We start from the raw sequence: 17,837 nt of genomic DNA, 5'->3' as shown, positions 1-17,837 counted from the left end.
TCAAATTGCAGCTTTCTGTCAAAGCGGTTTGACCATAGCTGATATCTGACCTGACAGGTGCAGCGATTCTTTTTTGCCTTTTACCCTTTATCCAAGTCACCGGCTTAATTAGAGCTTTCCTAATTCATCCAGTAACTTCAAAACCCTCAGAGATTCAGCTATTCCGGTAGTGCCGCTCATTGCCATATTAACGGAAATCGTTTCCAATATCTCTTCCTTAGTGGCTCCAACGTCTAAGGCCCTCATGGTTTGGGCGACAATACAATGAACGCATCGTGCCCTGAGTGCTATTCCTAACGCCATTAGCCGTTTGACCTTAGTACTGAGCGCCCCGTCCTTATACACCTCATCCCATTTGGCAGATTCGTGAATCATCAAGTCCGGTAGTTCTTGATTTATTTTTTCAAGATATTTTAGTCTTTCTTCATTCACTTCCATTTGGCTTTCCATGAGTATCTTCTCCTTTGTATTCGCTTTTTATCCTTTCAGATCATATGTCTTCTCTTTATTAGTAAATAAGGCAAACCCTGATCAGTGTTTTAAGCCACCTGTTCTTTTCTCTTCCTTAAAAATATTTTCTATCTCCTGTTTTGCTTGAGGGTTAATCTTATGAATTTCCATAATATCCTTGCAAGGATAGGCATCACAAAAGCCACAATTTTGTATTCGACGTCTCCCGGCACAGAGCCTTACAGGACATTTTTTACACCAACTAAATATTCGTCTGTTTAAAGTTTGGCATCCATCACAGTAAAGTTCCTCTGGCTTAACTCCCTTTTCGAAATATTCACTCCAATTTTTGGCAGTCTCAATTCTGAGTTTTTCATCGTTGGTTTTTGTTGCACGAAATACAGGACATTCAAGACATTTCAATCCACAATAAGCAAGCATTATTATCTCCTAAACCTGTCTCCAATGGTCTGGTTGGGTGATATTATTCTCTGTCTTTGAAAATCTGAAGCCCAGGAAGTTCATGGTGATTTACCATGACAATACTAATGTGGTTTTCCTCAGAGACCCGAAGCGCTTTCGGAACGGGGCTCTCGGTTTATCAGTTACTGTTCTGCCAGATACCACAGTTTATGTGCACGATCAACTTATAAACAAATATCCCTCAAGCTCTGCCATATTAAATCCACCTTTTTCTGCAAAAAATTAAAACTCAAGTTTCGCACCCCAGTTTGGCGGAAAGCAATGCCCTGACGACAGGTAACATATAAAATCAGATGTGAATCGAAACGGTTATATTTTTTTCTGTAAGGGGATATGTGGGTCATCTGTTCTACCTTTTTCGCAGTGTCCGGATATTTGGAATAGACCATCCCTTTTATATGGTTTAGCAACGGATAGACTTTATTCCAAATATCCGGACACCCTGCAACCGATTCAATTCATATCCCCTGGAAGAAAATAATATAACTGTCTCGATTCACACCCTTAACACCAATCGGCGCTTTAACAATCCCGGCTCCACCATTGATAAGGGGTGCGAAACTTGAGTTATAATATTACAATCCATAAAAAAATCTTGCTAATATGATGATCTATATGTATCCATCAAAACCAAAAAAAAGGAGTCTCCCGTGTTAGGTACTTTAGCAAATGTGGCAGCAATTATTGCAGGAAGCCTTGTTGGACTTGTTTTCCGCGGCAAAATATCTGAAAAATATAACCAAACCATCATACAGGCCATCAGTCTGGGTGTGATCCTCATCGGTTTGAAAAGCGCTTTTAAATGTGATGATTTTATTCTGATACTTATCTCTCTTGCCCTTGGCAGCCTTGTGGGAGAACTGGGTAAAATTGAACTCAGACTGGAAAATGTAGGGGAATGGCTGGAAGAAAAATTCTCCAAAAAAGAAGGAGGCTTTGCAGAAGGATTTGTGACCACATCTTTGCTCTACTGTGTGGGCGCAATGGCGATTGTAGGTTCTTTAGAAAGTGGTCTGACCGGCAATCATAGCACCCTTTTTGCAAAATCAACTCTGGATGGCATTGCAGCGGTAATATTTTCATCCACCATGGGAATTGGGGTTCTGTTCTCTTCAGTTTCAGTGCTTTTATATCAGGGAACCATCACTCTCGCGGCTGCATATGTAAAACCTTTTCTGGTCCCTGAAGTCATATCCCAAATGTCATCTGTGGGTGGGCTTTTAATTGTGGGTCTCGGCATAAACATGCTGGGAGGGCATAAAATTAAAGTGGGCAATATGCTGCCAGCTGTATTTATCCCGCTTATTTATTATATGGGTATGCAGATTCTTGTCTGATCATGAAAAGGCAAAACCCACTTTCACTTTTTTTCTAGGTTAAAAAACCGTTTAGCAAAAAATACGACACAACCAACTATTTCCCAAACGATACAATCCTGATAGTGCAGTGGGATGGAAGGCATTATGAGCTTCTTGTCTTCATTTCGCCCTTGCCTTTCGTGGTGATTTATATACAAACCAGTCTTCTTTGGTGATTTCATGAAAATAATCTGCTTCATCGATTAATATCTTGGCAGCTGTCCTTTTTACTGCAGCAATTTCCACTCTCACCCCTTCCCCTTTCAGGTGTATCACCAAATCCACATAATCCGAATCCCCTGACATAATGATAATGGTGTCCACCTTGGAAGCGAGCTGCGTGGCTTTGATAGAAAGTGGAATATCGGCAGATTTATGACACGGAATAACAGAGCCGTAATAGTTTTCATGCAATCGATCCGCGAATTTGGAAGATATGGACTTACCTTCCCTAAAATAAAGCAACCGGTTTAATCCCCTGTCATTTAGCAATTTCGGGATCAACCGATCAAAATTGATCATGGCGTTTTTTGTTTTAGAAAGCCCATGGATACTCCGTTCAATATTGTTTCCATCGCACAGTATGGCTACCGATTGATTAATTAAAATATTTTCCATAATTGTATTCCCTTTAAATTGATGATGGCCTATCGCTATTATTGCTTAGACGGTAACAAACTCACCTATTTGATTTCTGCGGAAAATCGGCCTATAGATGAAATCGAAAATACGGCTCGGATGGTGTCAGCAGAGCGGTCTCGACCTCCGCGTTACAATACTGTTCAAGCATTCGGGCCACGCGATCGCGAACGGATATGGCCCGTTTCTCACTGTCCTTTCCGAGTCCGTCGATGTTCATCACCATGGCTTGTGTTTCTTCGGTGATCCGCGTCTGATAACCGTTCCGCCAGTTCCATCGCCGGCACATGACCTCTCGGTTTTCCACAACCACGTAAATAATCTCCCCGGAATTGGGCTGTTCGGTTTTCTCCGGAGCATTGAGGGGAGTGAACTTTTCACTCCCTTCGGCAAAGCGAAGTTCGAAGGTTTCCCCTGCCCGAAGTATATCATCCCCACCGACCGGTAAGGCCCCCCGGATCGAGTTGTCGTTCATGATCGCCACCGCCTTGTTGATGAAAGGAATGGAAGCGCCGGGTTTCTGGACCCGCTTCAGCAGTGCAAGATGCGCCGGTGGGAACTTTTTCGGATTGACCCCCAACTCCCGATAGGTTTCCATCCAGACAGCCGTTCTTTGATCTGTGGTTAAATCGATGGGATTGGCGGCTGCGTTGGCGAGAGCCTCATACAAAAGAGACTCCAGTTTTGTGGCTGATTCCCGATTGTTCATCTGGCATGCGACCACGATGCCGCGGCGAAAGCTGGGGAACTTATCAAAAATCTGGTTGGTTACGCGTGTTTCCGACATGGGTTTTGATTCCTTGGTATTACTACCCGGATTCCTTAGATGGAAAACAGGTTTGGTTGTGTTCGTATTGCCTTTACCTTAACTTCGCTAAAGGGTTGAACCGGTTTTAACCGCAACCAGGGAGGCGGTTTGATCAAACTTATCCGAATGGTCTGATTCTTTTTCCTCGTAATATACGATGCGCAACGACTGAAAGGCATGAAGCAACTCATTTTGTTTCAGACAATATTGCTTCTTTTTTCCACCAATAAAAGATTCAAAAATCAGAACACCACCTGTTCTGAGTCCATCTTTAATCATGGGAAACAGACGTCTATCTAAAAACCGCACGTTGACCACAAGCTCATAGCGATTGGGTGGAATTTTCCAGGTATCTGTATCCTGACAGATGACATTGATATTCGGATCTTTACCTGCCAAATGATTGGTGGCAACGGTTGATATATCCACCGCATCCACTCTAAACCCGTGTTCCGCCATATAGAGACTGTTTCTTCCGTTCCCGCAGGCAATATCCAACGCATTCCCACCGGGTGCAAGACCTAAAAACGTCTTTACAATCAAGGAAGGGGCAGATCTCCCCATGTCCTTTAGATATTTTGAGTCCCATTTTACTCTATCTTGGTCCGTCATGATCCAAAAATCCTGCTTTTATGTTCTGTGGTGGGACATACAGCTTTTTTTACGTATTCCTACAAGCAGATGCTTGTGTACCTGCCTGAGTCCGGTTTCCCAGAGCCGCCATACTCACGAGCGTGAGCCTCTGAAAATATCGGTCAGCCGTGGAATCATTCGATATGGTATTTTTTGAGCGTCTCCTCGATCAGGGTAACTGTTTTCTTGTTTAAAATAACCATTTCCGTCCGGGACACGGTTTTGACGATTCCCACTCCCGGGGCGAACCAGCAAGTGTATTCCGTATGGGAATCGGTGCCGTACTTGTAACCGGGTTTTGCCTTGGAAGCAAACGTCACTTCAACAACAAAAGCCTTGAATTTTCCCGCAGACACCTCTACCTCCTCCACGCCGATGATTTTGCTGCTCAGGGTAGCCTGTGAAGCAGCGAGGGGTTTGCCGTTTTGGTCAACTTTATTGATAAATACATCTTTCCAGGACCTTCCTTTGGAAAACTTGAAGGGAAAGCTGAGCGGCGGTGGGCTGCATGTATAAATCGTTCCGGTACCGGAGCTTAGCACCTTTTGACCGGCCCAGTATATTCCATCCTCGCCCTTGAAGTAATACAGCGTCTGCTCTATAGGCACCGTCATTGCCTTGCCTGTCACCATCACCTTTGTCTCTCCTTTTTTCATGTAGGAGAATACATTCCGTCCGTTGAAAGATTCCAGTCCCCCGGATCGTCTCGTCATTTCTGAAATCATTTCCATGGTGGTGTCATCTGTGATCCTGGTTTTGGTTTCATAGGTCCAATAGTTCCCCTTGTCCAGGGACCAGAAGACCTCCTTAAGCATGTCGATGGCCGCCGAAAAATCCGGGTCGATTTCGGTCGCCCTGGCAAGTTCCTTGGCGGCTCCCTGATAGTTCTTTCTCGCCTGCAGGAGAGCGCCCTGGCCAAAGTGCTGGTAAGCCTTCAAAGATTTTGTGGGAGCCGTGCCTATCTTTGCAATCTCCTGCTTCTTTAATTCAATGTTCAGGTTCTTTGCCAGTTTCGCCACAATCCTGTCCTGCAGCTCGAATATCTCATCCATTTTTCCGGTAACCTTGGCTGTCTGCAAAATGCCCCCGGTCTCAACATCAACAAAACGTGCGGTGAGACGGATCTGGTCGTTCATTTTCTGGAATCCGCCCACCACAAGGATGTTGGCCCCCATCAGCTTTCCGATCTTCACCACAGTTTTTTCATCAATTATTCCGGTAAGATGCAGTTGCTGTTCCTCTAAAATTTTTCTCAGCTGTAAACGTTCAATCAGAACAAGCCCCTCAACCGCCATTAAATCATTATTGATGGTTTCGGAAATGCCCATGGACAGCCAGTCTAGATCAGGCTTCCTGGTAATGTTTTCGAACGGGATAACGGCTAACGTATATTTGCCCGCGGCTGCAGCCGGAAGCACGGAATAGATGGCAAAAAATATCGAAAAAACAAAACAGATGAACAGGTTCATACATAGTGTCATAGGTCGCATTCCAGGATCTCCTCTACTGGATATTCACAGAGCCGGTTTACAGTATCTATTCAGCTGTATCAAAAAATACATCTCTCAATACTCAAATAATAGTCTCAGAACCATAGTTTGAGTCGGGCGATGCTGAAAAAAACAGCAGCTTATTTTTACCGTACAAGGGTCGTTGCCCTCCATTCTTGTAGTTGAAGTACCCCCATGAGCTTATAAACGATATGTGCCCGACTTCAGGGGAAGCGTTTTTAAGTGGCATTGTTATGAATCCTCCCCGGTCTCATAAGTTACCGGTAGTTGCGGTGTGCTGTTTACCTGAAACTGGAAAACATCCGGCCTGGCGTAGTGACCCACCACATCAAAATCAACTTTGGCTTTGGCTATTTCAGACAGGTCCAAATCTGCATACAGAATGCCCTCTTTATCATACAGCGGACCTGCCATCACTTCCCCAAATGGTGACACAATCACACTTCCTCCCCGACACATGACATCCGGTTGATCAATCAGCTCTTCAAATGTCTCTAAATCAGACGGATACATCTCTTTGGTGACAAATTGATTGCAACCGAGCACGAAACAGCGTCCCTCACAAGCGATGTGCTGCATCGTTGCCTGCCATGTTTCACGGGAGTCTGCGGTTGGCGCGAAATAAATTTCAACGCCTTTTCCATACATAGCCATACGGGCAAGGGGCATGTAGTTTTCCCAGCAAATCAGACCTCCCATATTTCCCACCTCAGTTGAAAAAACGGGCATGGTGCTCCCATCACCCTCGCCCCAGATTAAACGTTCTGAACCGGTAGGCTTTAACTTTCTGTGTTTGCCCATTAAATGACCGTCAAGGTCAAAATAAAGCAATGTGCAGTAAACGGTTCCACCACTGTAGTCCCCATCTCGCTCTATAACTCCGATGCATAGATACACGCCCGCTTCCTTAGAGGCCTTTCCCAGGGCCTCCACTTCCCAGCTGGAAATCTCAATGGCATTATCCCAATATCTTTTCCACAAACAACGTCCTTCATCACTTCTGCTGCCTACCACCATGCCAAAGCTAAATCCCCTTGGGTAAGCGGGGATAAATGCCTCGGGCAAAAGAACCACTTGGCTTCCTTTGGCACCGGCTTCTTTAATCAGACCACAGGCTTTTTCTACCGACAAGGCTTTATCAAACAGAACCGGCGCAGCTTGCACAACAGCCACTTTTACCTTTTTTACACGATTTTCCATAAAGCTCTCCTTTTGAGCATGCATACCCGGTAAATGGTTGGATACCTGGTTTATTTAAGGTTAATAGGACGAAAACTCTGATGGTATGCCAAGTTGATCCAACCATTTTTTTATTTCATGTACCGAAGAAAATCGGTCTTTTATTAGGTTAAGCATAATTGTTTCTTTGAACTTTTCCGGTATGGTCAGCCAATATTCATAATCCCAATCACCAAACATCTCTTTGGCTAATTCTCCTGCATCGCATCCATCAATCACAAGATCACCTTTTTGAGAAATTCTGGCAAATAGTTCGGAATAACCATCTTCGTATTTTTCATCTTTTATAATTACTTTTTTAATTGGCTTCATTTATTCTTCACCGCGTCTGGTATAAAGTGCCGCAGTTTTTTGACGTCTCCCTTTGCGCTATGCTCCATTATAGAAGGAAAATCTTATTACATTGAACTCGCAACCGTCAATGCAAGTACCACAAAGAATGCATTCAGTATTTTCCATTTTATTGGTCTTTACCATCCTTTCAACGGGAAGGCTCATTGGACAGTTTTGGGTACAGGTATGACAATGGTTGCATGCCTCGGAGTCTGTTTTTAGTTGTAGTGAAGCCCACTTAAAACGATTTCTAATTTTTCTTCCCAATATCATAAATGGGGCCATCCAGCACAAATGGTGGCAGAATGATCTTCTCCCAAAAATAAAAGCAGGTATCACTATCAGAAAGAAAAGGACGCAAAGATACGCGATAAGAGCGTTTACATCTCCTATGGAAAAGCCGTATTTAGTCCGGTAAAAAAAATCTATCTTTTCATAACCGCCACGTCTGATTGCCAATATCACAATAGCACTGATCCACGGAATCCAAATGATCCATTTAATATAATCGCCCTTGGTTACTTTTTTGTCTCTGGCTAGTAAGATTGCCTCCTGGCACCCTGCACCAGGACAAACCCATCCACAGTATGCCCTGCCAAGAACCAGAGCGATTACAAACATCAGCACGAACATAATAAAGCTACCATTTATAATACCTTTCATGGTGGATTGAATAATGAGCACCGGTGACAGATAGTAGAAAATAGCCGGAAATAAAAAAAACGAGGTTAAAATCATTCCTTTTCTAATCTTTTGTCTGGTTTTCATTCTCTTTCCTATTGAAGTGATCCCATTTGATGCTATAGTAGTTTCCAACCCTGTGTAAGCTACTTTTATTTAGCCCTTGGAACAACCTGCACCTTGAGAGTGACTTCACCGTACCCCAGGCACTCCACTCCCGCATCGGGACACCGGACGTACCTCATGAAATGGAAATCGTTGGGTGGCAGCCCTTCGCTCAACCTTTCATTTATCAAAGCAACCGGAATGGTTAATTGTGAAACAAGGTAAACACACATCCTTTTCGGACAAAGCTTGGTTATAAAATTCCCGTCAATATCCATAATGAATTTCTGTCCTTCGATGTGACCGGAATTACAATAACGCGACTTGATCACTTCGGCTTCTATTGAATATAGAGGCGCTGCTTTAGACAGTCTCTCAACATGCCTAATCCTGTGACCACCCTGGCGAAATGTTTGCAATTCTTTTTCAGAGTACTTGACCCGGCTACCATATTTTTCAACTATTTTTTTTGCCATAAGATTTTTTCCTCTCCCCGCAATTATCGTAGCGGCTCAGTACTATCTGGCTACCGAACTGCATGTCTAAACGAATCTATCTGGCAGATACCGGTTGAACCGAATTAGATTAAAGGATGGGCATCCGATCAGTTAGCCCGTCTTTTTTGCCGTGGTGACCAACAGACTATCCGGTGTTGTACCGTATCTGTCAATCAAATCCATGGTGAACTGTTGGACCTTCCTAAATGCATCCAGGAAAGCCGGATGCCTGTTTTTGGATACATCATCTTGATATTCTTTTTCTGCTTTTTTCTTATACCACTCAGGAGCGAGCCTTTTAAATTCAGCCAGCTCTTTTTCAGTAATGTCTACAGCAACGACTTTCTGGTCGGTGATTTCCATGTCCAGCGCAAGCAGCAGGTCACAGGTTTCCTCCCTGGTATAGGGAATACGGTGATAATCACCTCTTAAGGCCATCATCATCATCTTGCTGTTAAAAAAATTTACATTATCCGCAATTTTCTCTATATCCGTATAATCCCGAAACATATCTATTAAAACAAGTACTCCTTCCGGAGCAACCAGACGTTCCATACGCTTAAGTTCTTTAACCGGCAATCTGAAATGATGCAGGGCAAACGATGAAAAAACAAGGTCATAATGATTGTTTTCTAAAAATTCATCTATCTCAGGGCTTCCGTTATCGATGAAATTTATTGATTCTTCATCTTCCGGAATAGTGTGGTTGCTATATTCATTTGACCAAAAATCAATTCCTGTATACCTTATTCCGGAAGGAAGCCTTTTTTTAATTTTTTTTAACACACGACCATCTCCACATCCATAGTCACAAATTGAACGGATATTGGGTTTATCAACCGCTGCCATTAAGCAGTTGATGATTGCCCGATCTTCCTTTTCCTCAAGTATGTCCAATATTTCCATATAAAAGCCTAAGGTAAATTAAAATCCCCCTTATCATACCACGCCTTAATCAAATGATAAGAAATCGATACCTTTGAGGGAAGCCTCATTAATCCGTTGCTTAGATTATCTGTGATCTCCTGTCTGGAAAACCAGCGTGCATCTTCAAGCTCATTTTTAGCCACCCTAATTTCATTGCTCATTGCCCTGGCGGTAAACCCCAGCATCAATGAACTTGGGAAAAGCCATGGTTGGGAAGATTGATATTCCACTTCCTCAACCTTGACTCCTGTTTCTTCCTCAACTTCACGAATGACCGCATCTTCAATGCTCTCTCCAGGCTCAACAAATCCGGCGATGGTAGAATACATATCTTTTGGCCAGGGCTGCTGCCGCCCGAGTAAACAACGCCCATCCGATGCAACCATAACGATGATGGCCGGATCCATACTGGGAAAGTGACTCTGTCCGCATTCACTATTTTGGCAAATACGTACATTTCCTGCTTCGGCACTGGTTGTTGGGTTCCCGCATTTTCCGCAAAAGCGATTATTTGAACTCCAGTTAATCATAAATCGAGCCAGAGTCAACAAGGCGGCATCCTGATAATTTAACAAGGGAACGATTTTCCTTAAATCTAAGAACTCACCCTTTTTTTGCTCACCTAAAGTAGATGCATACTCCGCAGAATCTATATCGATGGTAAAATATGCTTTTTTATCACTAACGCCTAAGAGTATCGACGATTCGAGGGCATGGGAACAATCTTGAAGGTCGCCTGGTGTGAGGAAAATCGGCCCCTGATCGGGGTCAGGCCGACATAAATTTTTTAAATTCCATACAGGAATAATTCGGGTGGATTCATTGTTAAGTTGAGCGTTAATCCAATTATTATCTCCCCGTTTCAATGAAACACGATCCAAAAAACTCGATGAAAAAAAATTATGATTCATCTTGTATCGATTCTCTCTTTGTTGTTTTTTAAATTGAACAATTATTCTTAACTGCAGAAAACATGCCGATCAACGTTTGAAGTCCCTGAATCTGGTATCGATGGCGCTAATATTTTCCAGGCGAATCAGGGCATCAAAATATTCCTTACCAGCCAATTTTTCCAGATGCATTAAGTGGTTTCCCACTTTTTTCACCAATCCGACAAAGGTTTGCCCTGAATCAAGGGTGACCCAGACCTTTTTGCCGACAAGCGATTTTAAGTTGTCCGCCAGAGAGGAATCGACATTATAGCTTACTCCTTTAATGGCAACGACTTTTGACTTTGCCTCCGCCTCCGACGGCAGCATAAATATGGTTACACAAAATACAATGGCCAAAGCCAATCCTACAAAACCAACCATCTTTGATCTGTTCATCATAATAAACCTCCAATTTTTTATTAATTTAAAGATTTTTACAACCGTCTATTGGTACTAAACGAAAGCATAAATTAAAAATGCGCCAAATGCCACGGCTATGATACCGCCAACACGACCAAAAGGCTTTGATAAAGACAACGCCCATAATATTAAGCGCTTGAAATTGAGGCGTCCCATGACAGCTATAATTATAGCGGCAACAATAGAAACCCAACCAATCATTTCAATGACAAACGGAAATTTAGCTACGTTGGATTGGTATATCAGTAAAGAACCGATCACCAGTCTTACTGCAACAGCCAGAATATGGACTGCCAGCTTGTTCAAATTACTTCGTAGAAAGCCGAAAATAACCTCCGGATTTATTACAATTACTATTCCGGCCAACAGAGTCAGAGCACCAAATATGATTATCAGTACGGTCATGATCTATTTCCAATATCAACGCCTGAACTGTGGAACTCACTTGGAGTGTAACGAAAAGTCGGTCCCACCCAAGTGATAGATTACGTGCAACTTTGCATCTTAAGGTCACGCATGAACACCAGGGACATGTAACCGAATACGATCATGCAAATATACAAACCTAATATATATTTGTATTTCGCTGGATCACTCAATAATTCAACATGCCATATAAGACCTATTAGGACAGTGATGCTTGTTACAGAAATTAGGTCTATTAGGAATGTAGATTTTTTGTTTCCATCCAGTTCATAGCTTAGCAGGTGTCTCCGAACAAATGGTGAAAAGAAAGAATACAAATGGGTGATCCAAATCACTGGATAGTATATAAACATACAAGCCAGCTTGATTCGTAGTTCCCAGTATTCTTTTGGTCCTTTCTCCATATTTTCCTAGTACATGACAGTGTTAACAGATGGAAAAATTCTCCGTGATAAAGGAGTATATATTTGAAAAATATTTCTTTTTGATTTTTATGAGACCCATAGATATCTCAACATTTGATTCTAACCACACTAAAAATGGTTCTTTAGCCTACCACGGCCATCCTGGGCCGCTTGGCAAGAACTCTGTCAGCTTAAAACTGATGTCCCCAACCCCTGGCGAAAGCCAATAGCTTGAGCCAGTCATAGTTCGACCCTTGGTTAGCGTATTGGGTGGACTGCGAGTAGAGAGAGCCCAAGACAAAATCACACTAACAGAAAACATGCAAATCAGCATTGGACGTCCCTGAATCTGGTGTCGATGGCACCAATATTTTCCATGCGGATCAGGGCATCAAAATAATCTTTACCAGCTAATTTTTCCAGATGCAATAAGTGGTTTCCCACTTTCTTTACGAATCCGACAAAGCTTTTCCCTGAATCAAGGGTGATATTAACTTTTTGCCGATAATAGCAATTGGCATAGGAAACTTATCATTCTAAGGACGTCCTGCAACCCCGCAACCCGGTTAGCGCAGGATACAAAATTGTGCATATGCATTTTATTTGACACATAATTGTGCATAGTCTATAAAATATTACACCCTAAATGAGCGTAAACAAAATTGAGAACTTATATAAAGAGCCTCATTTATAGCTTTTTTTAAGCGACATGCGGGTTGTTTACAACTCTTGCATCAGTGAAATATAAATTATCAAAAAACCACTCGATTTTGTTTACCCTGCGGGAAAGCCGATGATACCCCATCTTCTTCGTTGCTCCGCCTCAGACGGACAGTAAATGACTACGGCTTCGCCCTTTGACGCCTTTCGTAGTGAAACGAAGATCCCGTTATCGGGGGAATCTGGGGCACCCTCAACTTTCGCTCAATTAGGGTTATATAAAATCGAGTTCTGGTCATTAACTGTTCCAGACTTACTGTTTTTGAGTTTGGGAAGAACGGGCGATAGGGAGGATACCAATGTCGTTTATTGCACCGAAAGATGTCATGGAGCGCGTGTCCCGTAACTACCGCATGCGGCGTGAAATGGCGGAAAAAATCGATCAGGTGGCGGAAGAGATCGGTGAAAACCAGACTTATGTCATCGAACACATGATTGAATTCGCCTTCAAAGCCTGGAAGAAAAAGAAAGACAAAAGCATGTTTGACAAGTAGGAAATTACTTTGGATTGGCTGGCAGGTGAATTTATATAGTTAATGTCCCTAATGGCGCTAATCATCCGCACAACTCTTGCGGTTGAATTTGCATGTTAGGTGTGGACCTCAATGTAACCCCATTCCATAGACACTGAACTAAACAAACCATCGAACATCATCTCCCCATTCTTTCTTTCCACTTTTGATTCGTGCCTCCAAATCTGAGACGTGAATTTCGAGTTTATGCCCATTCGGGTCAACGAAGTAGAACGAGTCGCCTTCAGTCGAATTCTCTTGCCATTTCTTAGCACCAGACTTGAGAATACGCTCCCTCATTGGCTCAAAGTCTTGATGATCAACGGTGAAAGCAATATGTGTGGACTCATGTAAATGTTCATAGCGTGAATTCTGGTCCTTTACTAGAGCAATCCAAGTATTCCCGGCCAGCAAATAGACACTAGTTGTACACTTCTGGATAGGTTTGAAGCCTAACACATCAGCATAGAATTTAAACGACTCATCAATATTTCGAACCGCAAACGTGATATGATTAATACCCGTGATCATCTTGGTTGTCCTTGTTGAAGAATGCAGAGCATCTAACAGTGTTAATAATCGGAAAATTTTACATGATATAGGAGTATATATTTGAAAAATATTTCTTTTTAATTTTTATAAAACCCATAGGTATCTCAACATTTGGTTCTAACCACACTGAAAATAGGTTTTGGGCCAATCACATCCATCCTTGATCGCTTTCCAAGTTCCCTGTCAACTTATAAACTCATATCCCCAACCCCCAACCTATGTGCCAATCATCCCTGTTTATTTTTTCCTTTGAGCTTCCATTTGGGCCGCCATGTTCAACAACTCATCTTTACGAGGGCGGAAATAAATCATTGCTCCTGCGGAAATAATCAACAATTGATAAAGTGACGAAGTATCCTTGGCCAGAAAAAATAGTACCACCCCATAGATTCCGATACTTTCCAAAAGCGCCGATGTTATTATAACGGATACTAAATATTTACCTACTGCCGGATGTTGGGGCAATGATGTTTGACTTGAAATGATAGTTGAGCTGGTAGTCCTCAATAAAAACTTGCGCAGATAATACACCACAAAAAGTGTAATGATTGACACACCAAAGAGTGTATATTTGATCGTTTCTAACGGCAATTTAGGGTCGATGTTAATTTGCATCTCCTTTTCTATAATCATGCAAACGACAAAATATATGCCTAAAGAGGCCAATATTGCCCCCCAAATCAAAAGAACTACTCTCCAACCTGTCTCTAACTGTTTCATTTGTTCTTGTTCTTCATACATGTCGATAGCCCTTTTTTCATTTTGCCTGGTGAGAAAATTCTTTCTTTTATCGGCACAACATTGTTAATAGATGGGATTATTTGCCATAGTATAAGACTATTTGTCTGGAAAATATTTCTTTTTAATTCTTATAAGATCCACAAATACCTCAGCGTTTTATTCTAACCACACTGAAAATAGTTCTTTGGGGCAATCATGTCCATCCTTAGTCGCTTTCCAGGTACACGCCAACTCATAAAGCGCGTGTCTGAAACTCTCATGGGTCAATAGCAGACTTGACCCCATTTCCATTTCTTTTAGCCTGTTAAACGGCCTTGTTTTCTAAATTAATTGGGATTTCTTTCAAAATTTTTTATTAGCTCAGCTATTAACGAGTCATACAAACTGGGTGGAATATCGTGTCCCATGTTTGCAAACCATTTCGTTTTGGTATTTGAGAGAACTGAAGCCAATTTCTTACTGTGCTCAATAGGGACAAAGGGATCATTTTGTCCATGAATGACCAAAGACGGGATTCCCAATTTCTTTAGCTGCTTATAACGGGAACCTGATCGGCGAACGGCTTCCTCATGTTGACCGGAAACATGAGGGTTATACCCATTTCTTTTTCTTAAATTGTATAGTACCTGCTCGGCTGTCCCTTTGATATCAATGCTGTAATCAGCTTCACCCCGAAGTATTATCCTGGCAGCTATATGCATTTTGATTGTATTTCTTTCTGTCGGGAATATTCCATATTTGAGCCCGGTTTTTATCAAGTCAAATATTATTTCCTTTGATATCCCTTTGATATCCTTATCTACGATATTTCCCGAAGACATGATGGACGTCAATGTCAGTATACGTTGTGGAAAGTTGATGGCAAACTCTTGAGCTGCCATTCCTCCCATAGAAACACCGACCAAATGCGCTTTCTTTATTTTCAGTGTGTCGAGGATGAGTTTTGCATCTGACGCTAAATCTTTTAGGGAATAAGGGGATTGTTCCCAGTCTGAAATCCAATCGGACATTCCAGTTCCCCTGTAGTCATATCGGATGACTTGGTATCCAGACTCGACCAGTAAATCAATAAACCCCTGAGGCCAACCAAAGGCATCGTTCGCGATTCCCATGAAAAGCAAAACAACTCCCTTGTTCGAGCTGTTTTGACCAATCGATTCATACCAGACTGCTTTGTTTTCTGGGTAGACGTATCCCGTGTTACCTTTTAGAAACTCAGGTAAATCGGATTGCAGAACACCGTCAATTGTCTCATCAATACTGTCGGGCAATTGCGGACCAGAAAAGTATAATGCTGTGCTCACAATTACTATAACAGCTACAATAAAGACGCCCACAATTTTTAGTATTTTCAGAAAGAGTTTCATTTTTCTTCAACCAGTCATTAAAAATCGGTCAAAAACTTGAGCCACTTATGGTGTTAATAGACGAAAAATTTTCCCATGATAGAGGGGTATATATCTAATAAATATTTCTTTTTAATTTTTATAACACCCATAGGTATCTCAGCATTTGATTCTTACCGTATTGTAAATAGTACTTTAGTTTATCACGCCCATCCTTGGGATACTTTCCAAGGCTCCTGCCAACTTATAAACTGATGAGCGTTATATATTAAAGAAGAAGTAAAAAATACTTCCCTATAGTAGTGAAATATTTTTTTATTATCGCCTTGCAATAAAATAACCTCCTGATAGCATAAATATAATAATCTGCAAATTATTAAACATTAAACACCAAAAGGAGGTTATTATGAAAAGTGATGTTATCAGGTACAAAAAATTCTGTCAATTGAAGTCAGAAATCCGTGCATCTAAAAAACATCTTATTATCGGGATCGATATTGGAAAAGATAATCACCACGCATTCTTTGGAACAGCCAGAGGAAAAACACTTTTAAAACGATTAATCTTTAATAATAACATTGATGGCTTTAAAAAACTGATCGATCAGGTCAAAGAACTTCAGATTCAATACAGCCTTACTAAAACCGTATTCGGGATGGAGCCCACAGGCAATTATCATAAACCTTTAGCTGCGTGGTTGATTAATAATGAGCATTTTCCGGTACTCGTGTCGGGGAAAGCTGTAAAGGACAACCGGGAGCTATTGGATGGCCGGTGGGACAAAAACGATGATAAAGACAGTGCAAATATTGCAGATTTGATTTCACAGGGGAAATGTTTGTTTTATGAAAACCCGGAAGAATCCATCATCGAATTGCGTAACCTGCTTTCTTTAAGAAAGCGCTTAAAGAAAGAAGAGCACCGCTTAAAGATGAGGATCAGGAACGGCTTACTGGTAAGATATTTTCCTGAAATGGATCGATACTGGGGAAAAAGTATTAAAGAAAACCTGGCCATAGTCAAATGGTGCATTGATCCGAAAAAGATTTCTAAAATGGATTTTATGGATTTTGTGAAACGAGTGACCACAACGGATCGAGGAAAAAGGCAATTGGATCGTTTAAGGAAAATATATGATGCAGCTGCAGATTCTATCGGGATGCCGGTTGATATTTCCGTGGAATTTGAAGCAAAGATGCTTGCGGATCGCTTAAAGCGGATAAGAGAAAGAATCAAAGCTACCATGCAAAAGATAGAAACAGTTGCCAGGAAACACAAATCATATACAATACTGCAGACCATCCCCGGTTTTGGACCGTTTATTGCGGCCCTTGTCATCGCCGTGATCGGTAATCCTTTCCGATTTAACAGCTATAAACAGGTGATTCGTTTAGCCGGGTATGATCTTAATGCCAGTCGCAGCGGTAAAACAAGCAGCAGTGCGGTTGCGGTGATATCAAAAAAGGGGGATTCGGAGTTAAGATATGGTTTATATCAGGCATCCATGGTTGGCACCTATCATAATCATCAGTTCAGACGTCTATTTAACCGGGTATTAAAAGGCCGGGAACGGGAGCGAGGCATTAAGACCAAAATGAGAGTAAAAATAGCAACTAAAATGCTTGTCATAGCCTGGACATTAATGAAGAAGGAAGAGCCATTTAATGCTGACTTCTTGGTTACTGATTAGGTGATATTATAAACATATTCAATTTTCGGTGAGAGAGCCCGTTAATGGGCGTTGAGGCGAATGACCTCGGGAGGGACAATCAGGGCCTCTCTTTGAACCTTTAATCTGGATAAGGAATGATTGACAGCCTACGCCTTGCGGCATGTCGGATAAACGTAACGATCAGATAGAGAGTTCGCAAAAAAGAGAGAGACACCGAAATATTATCCTTAAATACTACAGGTGAGGTACGTTAAGAATTTGGATTGAATTTATATTTAATATGATATTAAGAGGTTATAAGTTTCTGCTTTTTGCTTGACATAAGTATTATACCCCAATTGAGCGAAAACTTATGCTGCTTTTTTAAATTCATTTTCGTTTAGAGTAGTACAAATGTTACGATAAAGTAATTCAGTTTCATTGTTCTTTGTCAATTCGATGACTTTTA

At 41.7% G+C, this 17,837-nt stretch carries 20 protein-coding genes; 3 read left to right on the top strand and 17 right to left on the bottom strand.

Annotated features, from left to right (window positions below; translation table 11 throughout):
• Positions 1–108: 108 nt before the first annotated feature.
• Together SWH54_04045 and SWH54_04040 are read right to left on the bottom strand one after the other, a co-directional pair.
• Complete coding sequence (locus SWH54_04045) at positions 109–450, bottom strand: carboxymuconolactone decarboxylase family protein (protein ID MDY6790423.1); 342 nt, start codon at positions 448–450, stop codon at positions 109–111.
• 81 nt (positions 451–531) lie between these two features.
• Positions 532–891: a DUF3795 domain-containing protein gene (locus SWH54_04040; protein ID MDY6790422.1), complete on the bottom strand. Its 360-nt coding sequence runs from the start codon at positions 889–891 to the stop codon at positions 532–534.
• A 692-nt stretch (positions 892–1,583) separates the two neighbouring features.
• Between SWH54_04040 and SWH54_04035 the strand changes: the two genes are divergently transcribed.
• A complete protein-coding gene (locus SWH54_04035) occupies positions 1,584–2,270 on the top strand; it encodes a DUF554 domain-containing protein (GenBank protein MDY6790421.1) in 687 nt (228 codons plus the stop codon).
• Positions 2,271–2,411: 141 nt separating this feature from the next.
• Here the strand turns inward: SWH54_04035 and SWH54_04030 are convergent, their stop codons facing one another.
• From SWH54_04030 to SWH54_03975, 12 genes are all read right to left on the bottom strand, one after another.
• Positions 2,412–2,909, bottom strand: a complete 498-nt coding sequence (locus SWH54_04030; protein ID MDY6790420.1) for an NYN domain-containing protein — start codon at positions 2,907–2,909, stop codon at positions 2,412–2,414.
• 91 nt (positions 2,910–3,000) lie between these two features.
• Entirely contained in the window at positions 3,001–3,717 is a 717-nt protein-coding gene (locus SWH54_04025) for a phenylalanine--tRNA ligase beta subunit-related protein (protein MDY6790419.1), read from the bottom strand.
• 87 nt (positions 3,718–3,804) lie between these two features.
• Positions 3,805–4,350 carry a class I SAM-dependent methyltransferase gene (locus SWH54_04020; GenBank protein MDY6790418.1) on the bottom strand — a complete coding sequence of 182 codons (546 nt, stop codon included), beginning with the start codon at positions 4,348–4,350 and terminating at the stop codon, positions 3,805–3,807.
• 155 nt (positions 4,351–4,505) lie between these two features.
• Positions 4,506–5,861, bottom strand: a complete 1,356-nt coding sequence (locus SWH54_04015) for a CsgG/HfaB family protein (GenBank protein ID MDY6790417.1) — start codon at positions 5,859–5,861, stop codon at positions 4,506–4,508.
• A gap of 252 nt (positions 5,862–6,113) precedes the next feature.
• Complete coding sequence (locus tag SWH54_04010) at positions 6,114–7,082, bottom strand: carbon-nitrogen hydrolase family protein (GenBank protein ID MDY6790416.1); 969 nt, start codon at positions 7,080–7,082, stop codon at positions 6,114–6,116.
• Between the two features lie 60 nt (positions 7,083–7,142).
• The gene (locus SWH54_04005) at positions 7,143–7,433 is read right to left on the bottom strand and encodes a hypothetical protein (protein MDY6790415.1); all 291 of its coding nucleotides are present in this window, start codon (positions 7,431–7,433) and stop codon (positions 7,143–7,145) included.
• 57 nt (positions 7,434–7,490) lie between these two features.
• On the bottom strand, positions 7,491–8,222 hold the full coding sequence (locus SWH54_04000) for a 4Fe-4S binding protein (GenBank protein MDY6790414.1): 732 nt from the start codon (positions 8,220–8,222) through the stop codon (positions 7,491–7,493).
• Positions 8,223–8,287: 65 nt separating this feature from the next.
• On the bottom strand, positions 8,288–8,716 hold the full coding sequence (locus SWH54_03995; GenBank protein ID MDY6790413.1) for a hypothetical protein: 429 nt from the start codon (positions 8,714–8,716) through the stop codon (positions 8,288–8,290).
• Between the two features lie 132 nt (positions 8,717–8,848).
• Positions 8,849–9,643, bottom strand: coding sequence for a class I SAM-dependent methyltransferase (locus SWH54_03990; GenBank protein MDY6790412.1), 795 nt, complete (start codon positions 9,641–9,643; stop codon positions 8,849–8,851).
• A gap of 8 nt (positions 9,644–9,651) precedes the next feature.
• Positions 9,652–10,575, bottom strand: a complete 924-nt coding sequence (gene nudC / locus SWH54_03985) for an NAD(+) diphosphatase (protein ID MDY6790411.1) — start codon at positions 10,573–10,575, stop codon at positions 9,652–9,654.
• A 69-nt stretch (positions 10,576–10,644) separates the two neighbouring features.
• Positions 10,645–10,995, bottom strand: coding sequence for a hypothetical protein (locus SWH54_03980; protein MDY6790410.1), 351 nt, complete (start codon positions 10,993–10,995; stop codon positions 10,645–10,647).
• Positions 10,996–11,049: 54 nt separating this feature from the next.
• Positions 11,050–11,421, bottom strand: a complete 372-nt coding sequence (locus SWH54_03975; protein MDY6790409.1) for a hypothetical protein — start codon at positions 11,419–11,421, stop codon at positions 11,050–11,052.
• A gap of 1,444 nt (positions 11,422–12,865) precedes the next feature.
• Here SWH54_03975 and SWH54_03970 point away from each other — a divergent pair.
• A complete protein-coding gene (locus SWH54_03970) occupies positions 12,866–13,060 on the top strand; it encodes a hypothetical protein (GenBank protein MDY6790408.1) in 195 nt (64 codons plus the stop codon).
• 138 nt (positions 13,061–13,198) lie between these two features.
• On the opposite strand, the gene SWH54_03965 is transcribed toward SWH54_03970, so the two are convergent.
• The 3 genes from SWH54_03965 to SWH54_03955 form a co-directional block, all read right to left on the bottom strand.
• Positions 13,199–13,609, bottom strand: a complete 411-nt coding sequence (locus tag SWH54_03965; GenBank protein ID MDY6790407.1) for a VOC family protein — start codon at positions 13,607–13,609, stop codon at positions 13,199–13,201.
• A 258-nt stretch (positions 13,610–13,867) separates the two neighbouring features.
• Entirely contained in the window at positions 13,868–14,371 is a 504-nt protein-coding gene (locus SWH54_03960; protein MDY6790406.1) for a hypothetical protein, read from the bottom strand.
• A 326-nt stretch (positions 14,372–14,697) separates the two neighbouring features.
• Positions 14,698–15,738: an alpha/beta hydrolase gene (locus SWH54_03955; GenBank protein MDY6790405.1), complete on the bottom strand. Its 1,041-nt coding sequence runs from the start codon at positions 15,736–15,738 to the stop codon at positions 14,698–14,700.
• 385 nt (positions 15,739–16,123) lie between these two features.
• On the opposite strand from SWH54_03955, the gene SWH54_03950 reads away from it, so the two are divergent.
• The gene (locus SWH54_03950) at positions 16,124–17,407 is read left to right on the top strand and encodes an IS110 family transposase (GenBank protein ID MDY6790404.1); all 1,284 of its coding nucleotides are present in this window, start codon (positions 16,124–16,126) and stop codon (positions 17,405–17,407) included.
• Positions 17,408–17,837 lie beyond the last annotated feature (430 nt).

It is taken from the genome of Thermodesulfobacteriota bacterium (assembly GCA_034189135.1).
Classification (GTDB): Bacteria; Desulfobacterota; Desulfobacteria; order Desulfobacterales; family JAUWMJ01; genus JAUWMJ01.
Note: the sequence above shows the minus strand (reverse complement) of the source record. Positions and strands in the feature narration are given on the sequence as shown.

Excerpts from the sequence above, each read along its gene's own strand:
- SWH54_03970 (MDY6790408.1), top strand. The coding sequence starts at position 12,866 with ATGTCGTTTATTGCACCGAAAGATGTCATGGAGCGCGTGTCCCGTAAC.
- SWH54_04045 (MDY6790423.1), bottom strand. The coding sequence starts at position 450 with ATGGAAAGCCAAATGGAAGTGAATGAAGAAAGACTAAAATATCTTGAA.
- SWH54_03955 (MDY6790405.1), bottom strand. The coding sequence starts at position 15,738 with ATGAAACTCTTTCTGAAAATACTAAAAATTGTGGGCGTCTTTATTGTA.
- SWH54_04010 (MDY6790416.1), bottom strand. The coding sequence starts at position 7,082 with ATGGAAAATCGTGTAAAAAAGGTAAAAGTGGCTGTTGTGCAAGCTGCG.
- SWH54_03990 (MDY6790412.1), bottom strand. The coding sequence starts at position 9,643 with ATGGAAATATTGGACATACTTGAGGAAAAGGAAGATCGGGCAATCATC.
- nudC (MDY6790411.1), bottom strand. The coding sequence starts at position 10,575 with ATGAATCATAATTTTTTTTCATCGAGTTTTTTGGATCGTGTTTCATTG.
- SWH54_04005 (MDY6790415.1), bottom strand. The coding sequence starts at position 7,433 with ATGAAGCCAATTAAAAAAGTAATTATAAAAGATGAAAAATACGAAGAT.
- SWH54_04025 (MDY6790419.1), bottom strand. The coding sequence starts at position 3,717 with ATGTCGGAAACACGCGTAACCAACCAGATTTTTGATAAGTTCCCCAGC.
- SWH54_04040 (MDY6790422.1), bottom strand. The coding sequence starts at position 891 with ATGCTTGCTTATTGTGGATTGAAATGTCTTGAATGTCCTGTATTTCGT.
- SWH54_04000 (MDY6790414.1), bottom strand. The coding sequence starts at position 8,222 with ATGAAAACCAGACAAAAGATTAGAAAAGGAATGATTTTAACCTCGTTT.
- SWH54_03975 (MDY6790409.1), bottom strand. The coding sequence starts at position 11,421 with ATGACCGTACTGATAATCATATTTGGTGCTCTGACTCTGTTGGCCGGA.
- SWH54_04015 (MDY6790417.1), bottom strand. The coding sequence starts at position 5,861 with ATGCGACCTATGACACTATGTATGAACCTGTTCATCTGTTTTGTTTTT.
- SWH54_04030 (MDY6790420.1), bottom strand. The coding sequence starts at position 2,909 with ATGGAAAATATTTTAATTAATCAATCGGTAGCCATACTGTGCGATGGA.
- SWH54_04020 (MDY6790418.1), bottom strand. The coding sequence starts at position 4,350 with ATGACGGACCAAGATAGAGTAAAATGGGACTCAAAATATCTAAAGGAC.
- SWH54_03960 (MDY6790406.1), bottom strand. The coding sequence starts at position 14,371 with ATGTATGAAGAACAAGAACAAATGAAACAGTTAGAGACAGGTTGGAGA.
- SWH54_03965 (MDY6790407.1), bottom strand. The coding sequence starts at position 13,609 with ATGATCACGGGTATTAATCATATCACGTTTGCGGTTCGAAATATTGAT.
- SWH54_03980 (MDY6790410.1), bottom strand. The coding sequence starts at position 10,995 with ATGATGAACAGATCAAAGATGGTTGGTTTTGTAGGATTGGCTTTGGCC.
- SWH54_03995 (MDY6790413.1), bottom strand. The coding sequence starts at position 8,716 with ATGGCAAAAAAAATAGTTGAAAAATATGGTAGCCGGGTCAAGTACTCT.
- SWH54_03950 (MDY6790404.1), top strand. The coding sequence starts at position 16,124 with ATGAAAAGTGATGTTATCAGGTACAAAAAATTCTGTCAATTGAAGTCA.